This is a genomic window from Maricaulis virginensis (assembly GCF_027922185.1).
GTDB lineage: Bacteria > Pseudomonadota > Alphaproteobacteria > Caulobacterales > Maricaulaceae > Maricaulis > Maricaulis virginensis.
The window spans coordinates 44,845-58,981 of record NZ_BSFE01000001.1; the positions used below are offsets into that span (position 1 = coordinate 44,845).

Below are 14,137 nucleotides of genomic sequence, written 5' to 3' on the forward strand. Positions count from 1 at the left end.
CAGCCTCCAATGCCCTGGTTCGCGTCCCCGGAGCAGGTCGAATACCTGAAACCTGTCTGACAGCGTCGGCGGACAATCTTGCCGAGGTGTTAAGCCGGTCTTCATAGGATATGAACCTTCCGGCGCCCCGGCTGTCCGCGTCAAGACCGGGTGTGTGTACAGAGCAATCCAGCGTCGGGTTGTATGTCTCTTGTTAACGCCGGCCGGGCTAGTACGGCGGCAGGGAGGCGCTTGCATGTCTTGGCAATGGATAGACAGGCTGGTCGGAGCCGATCCGCGCCTGGATCTGGAACATGCGGTGCGCTGCCGCGTGGCCGCCGCCTTCACGGTCATTTTCTGCCTGATGGGGCTGGTCAATGCCGCCATGCTGGCGCTGATCGTCGACGGCCGTCCGGGCATGGCGCAACTGGCCGCCGGTACGGCCTTTCTGGCCGCGATCGTGGGCGGTCTCGGCCTGCGGCTGCGCCGGCCGAACCTGACCATCGCCATGATGCTGGGTCTGTGCGCGCTGGCGCTCGGGGCTGCGGCCTTTGCCAATCGCGGGTCCTTTCCACCGGCTTCGCTTTATCTGCCGGGCATCATTCTGGGCGCCTACATCGCCTGGGGGCGCCAGGCGATTTTTATCGCGGCGCTGCCGGTGGCCGCCTATTTCGGCTATGTCCTGTGGGAGGCCGGTCGTAATGATGGCAGCCTGCTGGCGTTCAGCCCTGGCGAAATGCTGCACATTCTCGTCGCCGCGTCGGCCTTTTCCTGCGGCTGGATCGTGCTGTTCGGCTCGAGTTTCCGCTCGGCAGCCCATGATGCGCAGCAGGCGCTGGAAGAATACAATGCCAAGCTGGAAGCCGCCCTGGCGACCGCACGCGAGGCCAACCGTGCCAAATCCGAATTCATTGCGAATATGAGCCATGAGGTGCGCACGCCGCTCAATGGCGTACTCGGCATGACCAGTGTCATGCTGCAGGATGTACACCTGTCCGAAGAACAGAAGCACTCGCTGAAACTCATCGATGCCTCGGGCAAGTCGCTCCTGGAACTGCTCAACGACGTGCTGGACCTGTCCAAGATCGAAGCCGGCGGGCTGGATCTGGAAGAGGGCGATTTCGACCTCGTCGCGCTGGTGCGCAGCACGGTCGAGCACTGGCGCCTGCAGGCGGGGGCCAAGGGCGTCGATCTGGTGTTCAGCAAGGACGGTATCGGCGAGCGTTTCAATGTCCGCGGCGACGCCATGCGGGTGCGCCAGGTCGTCAACAATCTGCTCTCGAATGCGGTGAAGTTCACCCATCGTGGCGGTATCACCGTCGTGCTGTCGCGACCGGACAGCGAGAACGGTGCTGTGATTCCGGTGCGGATCAGCGTGCGCGATACCGGTGTGGGCATTCCGCGGGACAAGCACGATCTCATCTTCGAGGCCTTCACCCAGGTCGACGCCTCGACGACCCGGCAATATGGCGGTACCGGGCTGGGCCTGGCGATCTGCCGGCGCCTGGTGCGCCAGATGGGCGGCGATATCGGTGTGTCGAGCGATCCGGGCCGGGGCGCGACCTTCACTGTCGACCTGCCTTTCTCTGCTGGCAGCCAGCCCGTGCCGAAAGCCGTCTCGGCGCCGGCCGAACCGATCTATCTCGACAAGCCCGTCCGCATTCTCGTGGTGGATGACGTTCTTACCAACCAGCTGGTGCTGCGCGCCATGGTGCAGCAGGTCGCCAGCGGCGACGGGCTGGTCGTCGAATGCGCGTCCAGCGGCCGCGAAGCGGTCAACAAGGCAACATCCGAGGCCTATGATATCGTGCTGATGGATATCCAGATGCCCGAAATGGACGGCGTCAGCGCCATGCGCTGCATCCGCGAGACACGCAAGTCCGGCCGCGCGAGCATTGTCGCCGTCACGGCGCTGGCGTCCGAGGACCATCGCCGCGAATTCGAAGGCGACGGTTTCGCCGGCTACCTGCCCAAGCCGGTCGAACTGGGGACGCTTCGCGCGGTTCTCGCCCGCCTGCTGGCAGCGGCGGAAGAGGACGAAGCGACGGAGAAACCCGGCGCCGCCGCCCCGAAGCGCTAGATCTCCGCCACGATCAGCTGCGGCCCGCCTTCGGCGAGCGCGGCTTGCAGGGCCTCGTCGAACTCGCCCGCGGTCGCAGCCCGGCGAGCCGGAACACCGAAGCCTTCTGCCAGTTTGACCCAGTCCATCTTCGGATTGTCGAGCGACAGCATCTGCTGTGCTGCCGGCCCCGGTTCACCCGCGCCGACCCGGGCCAGTTCGACATTCAGCACCAGATAGGAGTGATTGGCGAAAACGACATTGACGATGTTCTGCTTCTCACGCGCCTGGGTCCACAGCGCCTGCAGGGTGTAGGCCGCCGCGCCGTCACCGCACAGGGCAAAAACCTGGCGGTCCGGGCAGGCCATCGCTGCACCGACCGCCTGCGGCATGCCCGAGCCGATAGCGCCGCCGGTCAGGCACAGCCAGTCGTGCCGCGGCCCGTGTTCGATCCACGGGAATACGCCCATGCCCGACGTCGTCGCATCGTCGCAGATCACCGAGTCTTCCGGCATGTGGCGCAGGAGGGAAATCCCGACATAGCCCGGATTGAGCAGCTCGTCCGGGAAGAGTTTGGGCGCCTGGGACAGTTTTGACAGCTTCGGGGCTGGCGCATCGGGAAACTGCGCGGCAAGGCTCACCAATGCCTCCTGAATGTCACTGGAAGCGTCCCCCAATGTCACGGCTCTGGCGCCCGGAGGTGTCAGCTCGCCCGGCTGGTCAGGATAGGCGAAGAAAGCGACCGGCGGTTTGGAGCCGGCGATCACCAGCAAGTCGGTGCCGGCCAGTTCCTCAAGCGCCTGCTCTCCGAAATAGGCAAGCCGTTTCGGTGACACCCGGCCATGCCCGCGGGCTATGCGGGGTACGAATGTGTCCATGAAAAGCTTCGCGCCGGTCGCCTCGGCGATCCGGCCGGCGGCTTCGAGCCCGGTGTCCAGGCAGGCATCATTGCCCAGCAGGATCACAGGTGCCTTTGCGGCTTTCAGGGCATCCGCGATTTCAGCGACGGTATCGGCAGGCACCGGTATCGCTGCAGGCGGTTCGATGGCGGGCAGGACATCCGGCTCGGCGTCCGACCAGGCACAGTCGGCCGGCAGGATCAGGCTGGCAACCCCGCGGGCCGGACCATAGGCCTGACGCACGGCTTCCACGGCCATGGTGGACACTTCGGACGGTTCCCGCACCGTACCGACCCAGCGCGACATGGGGCGGCAGACGCCTTCGACATCGCTGGTGAGGGGGGCATCAAGCTTTAGGTGATGGCGGGCATGATCGCCGACAATGTTGACCACGGGCGCATGGCCGCGCTGGGCGTTGTGCAGATTGGCGAGGCCATTGCCGACACCCGGGCCGAGATGCAGCAGGGTGCAGGCGGGCTTCCCCGCCATGCGGGCATAGCCATCGGCCGCACCGGTTGCCACGCCCTCGAAGAGGCACAGGACCGACCGCATCCCCTCGATCCGGTCGAGCGCCGCGACCATGTGCATTTCCGAGGTGCCGGGATTGGTGAAACACACCTCCACGCCCTGATTGATCAGGGTGCGCACCAGGCTTTCCGCTGCAAACATCGAGACATCCTCCAACCGTATACCGTCTTGTCTTTGTAAAAATTCTAGCGCGACTTGCGCACGAAGTCCGGCGTCAATGCGTCCAGCCGTGTAACGCCGGTCAACGCCATGTCACGCCGCAGGGCGCTGACGAGAATGTCCAGGGCTCGCGTGACACCGGCCTCTCCTGCGGCGCCGAGACCGTACAGGTAAGGCCGTCCCACGGCGACGGCCCGCGCGCCCAGCGCCAGCGCCTTCACGATGTCGGTGCCGCGCCGGATACCGCCGTCGAGAATGACCTCGGCCTGGCCGCTGACGGCGGCGACGATATCGGCCAGCGTGTCGATGGTCGCCGGCGCCGTATCCAGCTGGCGTCCGCCATGATTGGATATCCACACCGCGTCCGCGCCGGCATCGACGCAACGCCGGGCGTCATCGGCCCGGCAGATGCCCTTGATCGCGAACGGACCACCCCAGGCTTCCTTCATCCAGGCCGCGTCCTTCCAGGTCACCGAGCGGTCGAACTGGGTGTCGAGAAACTCGGCAATGCCCATGTCGCGGGTTTCCAGATCGACCCAGTTGGCCGTGGAGATTTTCGATGTCGTCGCGATGTCCCACAGATAACCCGGCCGGGCGAGCACCTGGCTGACGGTCTTGGCGTTGATCTCGGGCGGGACGGAAAAAGCGTTGACCAGATCGCGCTCGCGATTGCCGGCAACGGGCACGTCGACAGTGAGGATCAGGCCGGTAAAGCCGGCCTTGCGCGCCCGTTCCAGGGCCTGTTCCACCAGGCCGCGATCCTTCCAGACATAGACCTGGAACCATTTCGGCCCGTCATTGAAGCGGGCGATATCCTCGATCGTCGTCGAGGCGAGGGTGGAGAGGCAGTGGATCAGGCCGGCCTTCTTCGCCGCACGTGCGACCGCGGCTTCTCCCTCGCGTGGATGAAAGAGCCGCTGAACCGCGGTCGGGGTGACGATGATCGGCGCCGAGCAGGCGTCGCCCATCACCGTGGTCGCCGTGTCGATCTCGGAGATGTCGACGAGCGATTTGAACAGAAGCTCGTAGTCGGCAAAGCGGCGATTATTGGCGCCGAGGGTGAACTCGTCGTCGGCCCCGCCATCGATATAGTCGAACACCATGCGGGGCAGGCGGCGCTGGGCCTCTCGGCGCAGCGCCGCGATATTGTGGGCGTTTTCTATCCGGCTCATGGGCGGGAGCGTTGTCCCGCCCGCACCGGCCGTCAAGCAGGCTCTTCGTCGCGCCGTGTCCGGCGGATCCCGAAGAAGAGCGCGTAGAGCACCGGCACCGCGATCATGGTCAGGATCGAGGCGAAGGTCAGACCGCCGATAATGGTCACGGCCATGCCCTGGAAGAAGGCGTCCGCCAGAAGCGGTGTCATGCCCAGGATGGTCGTGGCGGCGGCGAGCAGGACGGGCCGCAGGCGGCTGACCGAGCCGTCGCGAACGGCTTCGAAGCGGTCGGCCCCGGCCGCGATCCGCATGTCGATCTCGTCCACCAGCACGATGGCGTTCTTGATCAGCATGCCTGACAGGGACAGGAGGCCCAGCAGGGCGGTGAAGGAAAAGGCGACATTCGTGGTCAGCAGGCCGATCACCACACCGTTCACCGCCATCGGCACGACGGCCCAGATGATCAGCGGCTGGCGCACCTTGGCAAACAGCATGAAGGAGATGGTCAGCATGGCGATGAAGGTCAGCGGCAACTGGCTGCCCAACGACTGGTTCGCCTCCATGGCGCTTTCATACTCGCCGCCCCATTCCAGGGTGTAGCCGGGCGGCAGCTCGACCGACTCCACGATCTCGCTGAAGCGGACAAAACCTTCTGCAGCCGTTTCGTGCGGCTGGGGATTGGCGCGCACCGAGATCGCGCGTGTCCGGTCACGCCGCTGGATGAGGACATCCTCGAAATCGACATCGAAGCGCGACACGACCTGGTCGATGGGGACGTAGGCCGATTGCTGCGAGCTCCAGACAAGCCGGTCGCCCAGATAGGTCTCGCCGGCCCGCTCGACGGCGGGGGCCCGGGCGATGATCGGGATGAGTTCTTCGCCCTCGCGATAGACCCCGACCTGCGAGCCTTCGGTTGCGAACAGCATGGCATTGGCGACATTTTCGCGGGTCACGCCGATGGTGCGGGCGCGTTCCTCGATGATGACCGGATTGATCACCGGTGCCCGGCTGCGCCAGTCGGTCCGCAGATCGATGACATTGCCGCGTTCGTGCAGCGCCTCGATGATGCGATCGGCGATAGTGCGAAGCGTATCGGCGTCGGGGCCGAGAATGCGGGCCTCCAGCTTGGCGCCGGAGGGCGGTCCGAAGACGATCCGGTCGATCCGGATCTGCACGTTCGGATAGTTGTCCCGGACATGGGCCAGAATACGGTCCGCCAGGGCCGGGATCTCGTCGCGATGCTCGGTGCGCACGATGACCTGGCCATAGGCCGTATTCGGCTGCTCGGAGTTATAGGTCAGCATGAAGCGCGTTGCGCCGGCGCCGACGAAGGTGTCGTAGGCCAGGGTTTCCGGCTGTTCGCCGATAAAGGCGCCGATATCGCGCATTGTCGCGGCGGTGGCGAGAATGTCGGTGCCTTCCGGTTCCTCGACATTCACGTAGAACATCGGCGTGTTGGAATCCGGGAAGAAGGCGTTCTTCACCGAGCCGAAGCCGGCATAGCACACCACCGTCACCACGATCAGGCCGGCCAGGACCAGCCAGCGCCGTGCCAGGGCCGGTTCCAGGACACCGCGATAGAAGCGGTACATCCGGCCGGAATAGAGTTCGGCGTCGGTCTCCGGGGCGTCGCCGCGGGCCAGCGCCTTCTGGCGCTGGGCGTGGAAGAGGTGGAAACCGATCATCGGCACCACGGTGACCGCGATGACCCAGCTCAAGAGAAGCGAAATCCCGATAACGGCGAACAGGGAGAAGAGGAATTCGCCTGTCGCGTCCGGCGAAAGGCCGATGCCGGCGAAAGCGAGAATGCCGATCACGGTCGCGCCCAGCAGCGGCCATTGTGTCGACTGGACCGCCTCCTCGGCGGCATCGAGCCGCGGCTTGCCGCGCATCACGCCGGTCAGCATGCCCTCGGCCACCACGATCGCATTGTCGACCAGCATGCCCATGGCAATGATCAGCGCGCCCAGCGAGATGCGTTCCATCTCGATGGCGAACATGTTCATGAAGAAGATGGTGCCGGCGACGGTCAGGAAGAGGGCAGACCCCACGGTCAGCCCGGCGCGCCAGCCCATGAAGACGCATAACACGCCGATCACGATGGCAATCGACAGGCCGAGACTGAACAGGAAGCTGTTGATCGCCTCGTCGACCACGATGTGCTGCTGGTAGATCGGGTGCAGCTCGACGCCGACCGGCAATTGCGATTCCAGCTCGGCGAGGCGCGCCTCGACGGCATGACCGACATCGACAATATTGGCCGTCGACAGGCCCGCGACGCCCAGTGTGAAGGCCCGCACATTGTTGTGATAGATCAGCTGCTGCGGCCGTTCCTCACGGGTGCGGGACACCTCGGCGATATCGGACAGGCGGATGGTCTCGCTGCCATTGCCCGGCGTGATCAGGAGATTGCTGATCGCATCCACTCCGCCCAGCGTCTGGGGAATGGCGATACGCACATAGTTTTCGTCGATCGGTGCGGCGCCGGCGGATACCACCGCATTCTGCTGGTTCAGCTCGCTCAGCAGGCTTTCATAGGACAGGCCCAGCTGGGACAGGGTTTCCTGCGGGATCTCGATATAGATCCGTTCCTCCGGCTCGCCCTCGACCGAGACCTTGGCGACATTGTCGACCGTCAGGAGTTCGCGACGCAGCATGCGCGCGATATCGCGCACCCGGTCGTCCGAATAACCGTCGGCGGTCACGGCATAGAAGATGCCGTAAGTGTCACCGAAATCGTCATAGACAATGGGGGTGCTGGCGCCCGGCGGCAGGCCTGCCGTGGCGTCCCGGATACGGGCGCGCAGCTCGGTCCAGACAGCGGGGATCTCGTCGCCGCCGATCGTATCGAGCATCTCGACATGGATCTCGGACATGCCCGGCGAGGACTCCGACAGGATCTCCTTCACCTCGCCCATCTGCTGGATGGCGATCTCGAGATGTTCGGTCACTTCCAGCTCGACCTCTTCGGCCGTCGCGCCGGGATAGGGCGTGAAGATGATTGCCTGCTTGATGGTGAAGGACGGGTCTTCCAGGCGGCCGACATTGAGGAAGCCGTACAGTCCGCCGAGCACGCAGAACAGGATCACGAGCCAGGTGAGGACCGGTTTCTCGATCGACAGCCGGGCGATCGACAGGGCGCTTTGGGACTGGAGGCTCATTGCGCGGTTCCGAAACGCGGCTGCGTATCGTCGAGCGGGCGGACTTCCATGCCGTCATGCAGGGCCGAAACGCCGGCGGTGACGATCAGGTCGCCGGCCTGGACGCCATCGGTCACGATGACGCTGTTTCCACGCAGACCCGCCGTCTCCACCATGCGCGGTGATACCGTGCCGGTGTCGGCATCGTAGACCCAGACCGAATTGCTGCCATCCGGCCGTTCGGAGACGGCGGCCAAGGGCACGGTCACATCGGTCGTCACGGGGCCGTTACGCTCGACCTCTGCCCACACGGTGGCGGTCATGCCGGGCAGGATATTGGCCGGAATGTCGTCGGGCAGGGCGGCGATGGCACGGTAGGTGTTGGAGGTGTCGTCCGGCTCGCTGACCAGTTCGCGCGGTATCAGTGAAAAGGTCTGGCCGGGCAGGAAGGAGAAAGCGGCTTCCAGGGCGACCAGATTGTTCTGGTCGAAGGTGGCGACCATGTCCTCGGAGACGGGGATCGACACCCGCAGCTCGCCCACATCCTGGATGCGCACGATCGGCTGGCCCGGCGAGACGATGGTGAAATTGTCGACCAGACGGCGGCTGACCAGCCCGTCAAACGGGGCGGTCAGCGTGGCGTATTGCAGGTTCCGCTGGGCGTTTTCCAGGGCGACGAGGCGCAGGTCATACTGGGTCTGGGCGCTGTCCAGGGCTGCCTGCGAAGCGATGCCGCGCTCGTGCAGGGTGCGCTGGCGCTCCAGGTCGGTGCGCGCCTGCTGCAGCTGGACACGCGCCTCCTGGCGAGCAAGCTCGAAGTCTTCCAGATCGAGCCGTGCGACCAGGTCGCCTTCGGCAATGCGCTGGCCTTCCGTCAGGGGCAGTTCGGCGAGCTGGCCGCCGACCTGGAAGGCCATGTCGACACTCAGGCGCGCCTCGACCCGGCCGACGAATTCGTGGCGGGTTTCCGGTGCATTGCTCTGGACTTCGCCGAGCTGCACCAGGCGAGGTTGGGGCGGCGGTGCCGCGGTTTCGCCCGAGCAGGCAGCGAGGGCAAGCACGGCCGCAAGGACCGGGAGCGGGGCAAGGCGGATCATTCGAACATCTCCCGGGTCATGCTGACGAGCCGTTCGTTTACGGCCTGAATGTTCGTGTGCTTGATATGGCTGAGGCCCAGAATGGTGCTCAGCTTGATGCCGTCGAGAGCGAGAAAGATGATCTGGCCCAGGATCGGATCCGGTGCCATGTCCGACAGGCGCCGGAACTCTTCGGCGAGGATATCCCCGGCAGCGTCCAGAAGCTGCGGCTGTTCGGCCGCGGCGGCGAGGACCGCGTTACCGATGGGTTCCTGTGGGTCCGCACGCAGAAGGAGTGCGCTGATGACGCGGGGCAGGGCCGGCTCGCCGGCGGCTTCGGCTTCGCGTTCGGCGCGATGGATATCGTCGCGCACGGCCGTGACCATGCGGGTCACCATCGCCTGCAGCAGCGCCATCTTGTTGGGATAGTGATACAGCACGCCGCCCTTGGAGATGTTCGCCTCCGCGGCCACGGCTTCGATTGTCATGTGACGGGAACCATCGCGCGCGACGACCGTTTCCGCGGCGTCGAGTATGGTGTCCTTCGTCGTCGGCTTGTCCGACATACGAGTTGCCTCTCAAAAAATTGTGCGCCGCACATAAACCGTCCAGACGGTACAGTCAATACCGTCCGGACGGTATAGTGTATGACCGTCTGATTACAAAAGGCCGCGCGCCGCCATCCCAGGTGGTGCGGCAGTCTGGCGCCCGCCATGGCTAGTAGAGGCAGGGCTTCCGCTCGCCTAGACAGACCCGGGAGAGCGGTGAGGACCGCTCGGTTCAAGGGCGGAACATCATGAAACTCTCGATCTGTCTGGTCGCCGCGGGCGCGACCCTGGCGGCTGCTGCTGTGCCGGCACCGGCGTCGGCCTATGGCCGCGACGGCCACCGTATTGTCTGCGACCTGGCCTATCGGCACCTGACCGAGGATGCGCGCAGCGAAGTCGACCGGCTGATCGCGCTTGACCCTCAGTTCGACCACTTCCGCGATGCGTGTTCCTGGGCCGACGAAGTGCGCGGCACGACGCACCGCCACACGGCGCCCTGGCACTATGTGAACCAGACCCGAGAAGATCCGCATATCGATCCGGAAGACTGTGCCGAGGACGGCTGCATCACCCAGGCCATCGATCTCCATGCCGGCATTTTTGCCGATCGGGCTCGCAGCGATGCGGAGCGTCTCGAAGCGCTGAAATTCCTGGCGCACTGGATGGGCGATGTGCACCAGCCCCTGCACGTTTCGATCGAGGGTGACCGCGGCGGTAATGACATCCCCGTGCTGTGGCGCGGCGAGCGCTTCACCAATCTGCACCGCGTCTGGGACAGCGAAATCCTGCTCGACCATATGAGCGAGGAATGGCCCTGGGCTCCGGAAGTCCAGCGCTGGCAGTATCTCGCCGATGCGCTCGACGCCGAAATCCCGCTTGGCGGTGTGGACGTCTATGCCCGGCTCGACTCCATCGGCTGGGCACAGGAGAGCCATGACATCGTCCGCTCGCGCGAGTTTGCCTATTACTGGGCGCGTGCCGACCAGACGATCGAGCCGGGCGAGGCCTATTACCAGCGCTCGCTGCGGACGAGCCGCGACCGGCTGAAACAGGCCGGCGTGCGCCTGGCCGGTCTTCTGAACCAGCTGGCCGGCGAGCGCGAAGTCGCGGCCGGCGGTGGCGGCGCTTCCACGGTGTCGGGTGCGCTCGACTGATCGGGCGTAAACGGGCCGGTTCAGCTTGTCGGTCTCGTTAGGGTTTGGTTAATATCTCCGGGACGTTTCGCATCCACGGGTGGGTGCGTGTCCCGGGGGGTGCCGTGGCCGAAGGCATCGACAATACCGTCCTGATCGGGGCGGCGATCGCGCTCGTCGTGCTCGCCGGCCTCGTCTATGTCTATGCCCATCATCTGGCCCGGCAGCGTGCGAGCTCCGACGAACGCCAGATCGTCAAGCTGCGCCGCAAGCGCTTCGCCGACTATGAGGATGCGCGCCGGGAATACGAGAAGCTTCGCAAGAAGATCGAGACCGGCAACACCGTCCTGATCGACCTGATCCATGATCTCGGCGACGACTTCGTCGGCCGGGACAGCGCCCAGCAACAGATTGCGTTCGACGAGGCGCTGCAGGCGGTCGCGGCAATCCGCCAGGCCAATGCCCGCGCGAAGATCGTGGTCGTGCTGCACACGCTGGGCGGTTATGCCCGGCCGGCCCACATGATCGCGCAGGCCCTGCGCCAGCATCTGGAAAAGACCAAAGGCCACCACAATCCCAAGCGTGAGCCGCGGGTCATTGCCCACATACCCTATATCGCCATGTCGGGCGGCACGATGATCGCGCTGGCGGCTGACAAGGTGTGCATGAACAAGACCGCCTCGCTCGGGCCGATCGACACGATCTATGGCGGCTTTCCCACCGATGCCTACAACGCCCTGATCGAGCAGAAGGGCGTTCTGGCGACGCAGGATGTCCTGGTGATGCTGGCACATGAAGCCCGCAAGTACGACCAGTACGCGGTCAAGGTGGCGCGCGAGATCGTCAATCCGGTCCACCGCAAGCCCGGCAAGCCGGAGCACTATCTGGCCGACTATCTGTCTTCCGGCGAGCTGTCGCACAGCCAGGCGATTTCGGTGAAGGAGGCGCGCGAGCTGGGCATGAATGTCGAGTCCAAGGTCGAGGAAGCGATCAACGGGCTGGTCGATGCCCGTATCCGCATGATCAATACGCGGCTGGAATACGAGACCGGCCGGCACGACGATCCCCGCAGCGATCGCCGGGATGGTGGCGGCCAGGGCAGTGCCGGCGGAGGCGAGGGCGGCGACATTGCCGAGCAGGTGATCGAGCGCGCAATCCGGCACTCCCTGCGCGGGCTTGTGCGGCTCTAGCGGCTGCGGGCTGCAGCGCGGGCTTGAACCCGGAGGGCGCACGCCCAATCTGTGCCCGGCCTGCCAGAAGGAATACCGACCATGTCCGCCAAGTCCGAAACCTATGCCGATGTCCGCAAGCAGATCGCCTCGGTGATCGCCGGCGAGACCAGCCTGACCGCCCGCTATGCGACGGCGGCCTGCCTGTTGCGCGAGGCTTTCGGCGAACGGTTCTTCTGGACAGGCTTCTACCTTGTCGATCCGGACAAGCCGGCCGAACTCGTCGTCGGACCCTATCAGGGCACGCTGGGCTGCCTGCGCATTCCCTTCGGCAAGGGGGTGTGCGGAGCGGCTGCAGCGTCGGGGGAAACCCAGCTGGTCGAGGACGTCCATGCCTTCCCGGGGCACATCGCCTGCGACAGCCGCTCGAATTCCGAGATCGTGGTGCCCGTGCGTGATGCCCGAGGCGCGCTCGTCGCGGTGCTTGATGTCGACTCCACCGAATTCGGTGCTTTCGATGCCGAGGACCAGGCCGGGCTCGAAGCCATTTGCGGCGACCTCCTGACGGTGGCATGACGCCGGCGGCGCGCTCCATCCGGCTGGACGGGCGGGTCATCGCCTATCTTCTGCGCCGGTCGGACCGGCGCACGATCGGGTTTTCCATCGGCCATGATGGTCTGAAAGTCACGGCGCCGCGCCGGGTGAGCGAACGGGATATCGAACGCGCGCTGGCGTCGAAGTCCGGCTGGATCCTGGCCAAGCTCGATGCCTGGTCGGCGCGGCCGGCTCCGCGCACGCTGGACCTCGTGGACGGTGCGGTCCTGCCCTGGCTGGGCGGCGAGATCGGCCTGCGGCTGGATCCGACGGGCGTGCGCACAAGTATTCGCCAGACCGAGGACGGCCTCATACTGCGTCATGATCCGGACCTGTCCGGCGAGCTGCGTGTCCGCACCCTCACGGCGGCCCTGCAGCGTTTCTATACCCGGCAGGGCCAGGCCCTGATGGCACCGCGTGTCGAGGCCTATGCCGCGCAGCTTGGGCGGCCCGTCCGCAAGGTTATCGTGCGGGACCAGAAGCGGCGCTGGGGTTCCTGCGCGGCCGATGGCACGATCCGGCTCAACTGGCGGCTGATGGGCTTCCCCGAAACGCTGATCGACTATGTCTGCGCCCATGAGGCCGCGCACCTGGTCGAGCACAATCACTCGCCCGCCTACTGGCGGGTGGTGGCGGGTCTGATGCCGGACTGGAAGGCGCGCCGCGACCGCATGCGCGCCGATGCGGACCGCTGGGTGGCGTTCTAACGGTTGCGGCCGAACAGCCGCCCCACGGCGTTTCCCAGCGCGATCACCACTTCACCGGCCTCCCGCAGCATGGCTGCGACATGATGCCGGACTCCCCGGTTGATGTAGTGCGCCTCCGGCGCCACCATGACACGCAGGTCCTCAATCTCCCGGGACATGCGCAATTCCCGCTTCTGGTGGAATTCCAGCCAGTGCGACCAGCGCTGGATCCGGTCGCGTATCTCCGCGATGTCCTCGCCGGTCAGTGTGTGGCCCTCGACCAGCGTGTCGGGCAGCGGCGGCGGGACGTAGAATGTGCCGTGCGGCGGCGCGATCTCGTCCTCCGGCCGGTCATCCGTATAGAGGTAGATCGACAGGCATTTTCGCGACTGTACGGGTGAGCCCGGCGGGATCGCGATGCGGCGGAAGCCGTGCCAGGAATGCTCATTGGTCTCGAACATCACCGCCCGGTTGAACAACGGCGCAAAAGCCGCCGTCTCGTCGTGCTCTGGATCGCGTGGATTCCTGTGCAGTTCGATACACCCGCCCCAGGCCTCGTCCCAGACCGGGTTGAGATAGATCAGCAGGTTGATCCGGCGATGCCGGCCCGTGGCCATGTCGTAATTGAAATCGACATGCGGATCGAGCGACTGGCCGTCGAGGTTTTCGTGCGTGCCGCCGCCGAACTGGTTCACGTCGGGCTTCAGCCCGGCAATGCCCGTGAGCGCGCTCATCGCGTTCACGAAATCGTCGGAGACCAGATAGTCGCTCAGCCGCGCATAGAAGGGGCTGATCCGGGGCAGATCGGTATTCACCGCCTTGCGGCCGACATCCCCGAACTCGTTGCGCGCGGCGTCCTCGTCAAAGTCGGGAAAGTCGGCCAGCGCCTGCTTTGCGATGTCCTCGTCGAGGAAGTTTTCAATGCAGGCGTGGCGGAAGGGAGACGCGTTCTGGAACGCGCTCCGGATCTCGTCCGCCCTCTCGATCACATTGGCCCGGATCATTGCCGTCTG

Annotated in this window: 11 protein-coding genes; 5 read left to right on the top strand and 6 right to left on the bottom strand. The window is 65.3% G+C overall.

Annotation, left to right across the window (positions count from 1 at the left end; translation table 11 throughout):
- Positions 1-235 precede the first annotated feature (235 nt).
- Positions 236-2,059, top strand: coding sequence for an ATP-binding protein (locus PKE71_RS00225; RefSeq protein ID WP_271184937.1), 1,824 nt, complete (start codon positions 236-238; stop codon positions 2,057-2,059).
- On the opposite strand, the gene PKE71_RS00230 is transcribed toward PKE71_RS00225, so the two are convergent.
- The 5 genes from PKE71_RS00230 to PKE71_RS00250 are packed head-to-tail and all read right to left on the bottom strand — an operon-like array spanning position 2,056 to position 9,560.
- A complete protein-coding gene (locus PKE71_RS00230; protein ID WP_271184938.1) occupies positions 2,056-3,606 on the bottom strand; it encodes an acetolactate synthase large subunit in 1,551 nt (516 codons plus the stop codon). The two genes, PKE71_RS00225 and PKE71_RS00230, sit on opposite strands and share 4 nt — an antisense overlap.
- 44 nt (positions 3,607-3,650) lie before the next feature.
- The gene (locus PKE71_RS00235; protein WP_271184939.1) at positions 3,651-4,796 is read right to left on the bottom strand and encodes an alpha-hydroxy acid oxidase; all 1,146 of its coding nucleotides are present in this window, start codon (positions 4,794-4,796) and stop codon (positions 3,651-3,653) included.
- Positions 4,797-4,828: 32 nt separating this feature from the next.
- Positions 4,829-7,939, bottom strand: coding sequence for an efflux RND transporter permease subunit (locus tag PKE71_RS00240; protein ID WP_271184940.1), 3,111 nt, complete (start codon positions 7,937-7,939; stop codon positions 4,829-4,831).
- Entirely contained in the window at positions 7,936-9,015 is a 1,080-nt protein-coding gene (locus PKE71_RS00245) for an efflux RND transporter periplasmic adaptor subunit (protein WP_271184941.1), read from the bottom strand. The genes PKE71_RS00240 and PKE71_RS00245 overlap by 4 nt, the downstream gene beginning before the upstream one ends.
- Positions 9,012-9,560, bottom strand: a complete 549-nt coding sequence (locus PKE71_RS00250; RefSeq protein ID WP_271184942.1) for a TetR/AcrR family transcriptional regulator — start codon at positions 9,558-9,560, stop codon at positions 9,012-9,014. Before PKE71_RS00250 ends, PKE71_RS00245 begins: the two co-directional genes overlap by 4 nt.
- Before the next feature lie 230 nt (positions 9,561-9,790).
- Here PKE71_RS00250 and PKE71_RS00255 point away from each other — a divergent pair, with 230 nt between their 5' ends.
- The 4 genes from PKE71_RS00255 to PKE71_RS00270 all read left to right on the top strand — a co-directional run bounded on the left by PKE71_RS00255 (position 9,791) and on the right by PKE71_RS00270 (position 13,145).
- Positions 9,791-10,696, top strand: a complete 906-nt coding sequence (locus PKE71_RS00255) for a S1/P1 nuclease (RefSeq protein WP_271184943.1) — start codon at positions 9,791-9,793, stop codon at positions 10,694-10,696.
- A gap of 104 nt (positions 10,697-10,800) precedes the next feature.
- Positions 10,801-11,865 carry an SDH family Clp fold serine proteinase gene (locus PKE71_RS00260; protein WP_271184944.1) on the top strand — a complete coding sequence of 355 codons (1,065 nt, stop codon included), beginning with the start codon at positions 10,801-10,803 and terminating at the stop codon, positions 11,863-11,865.
- A gap of 81 nt (positions 11,866-11,946) precedes the next feature.
- Positions 11,947-12,420, top strand: a complete 474-nt coding sequence (locus PKE71_RS00265; RefSeq protein WP_271184945.1) for a GAF domain-containing protein — start codon at positions 11,947-11,949, stop codon at positions 12,418-12,420.
- The gene (locus tag PKE71_RS00270) at positions 12,417-13,145 is read left to right on the top strand and encodes a M48 family metallopeptidase (RefSeq protein ID WP_271184946.1); all 729 of its coding nucleotides are present in this window, start codon (positions 12,417-12,419) and stop codon (positions 13,143-13,145) included. The genes PKE71_RS00265 and PKE71_RS00270 overlap by 4 nt, the downstream gene beginning before the upstream one ends.
- Here the strand turns inward: PKE71_RS00270 and PKE71_RS00275 are convergent.
- Positions 13,142-14,128: a 2OG-Fe(II) oxygenase gene (locus tag PKE71_RS00275; RefSeq protein WP_271184947.1), complete on the bottom strand. Its 987-nt coding sequence runs from the start codon at positions 14,126-14,128 to the stop codon at positions 13,142-13,144. The genes PKE71_RS00270 and PKE71_RS00275 overlap by 4 nt on opposite strands.
- Positions 14,129-14,137: the final 9 nt, after the last annotated feature.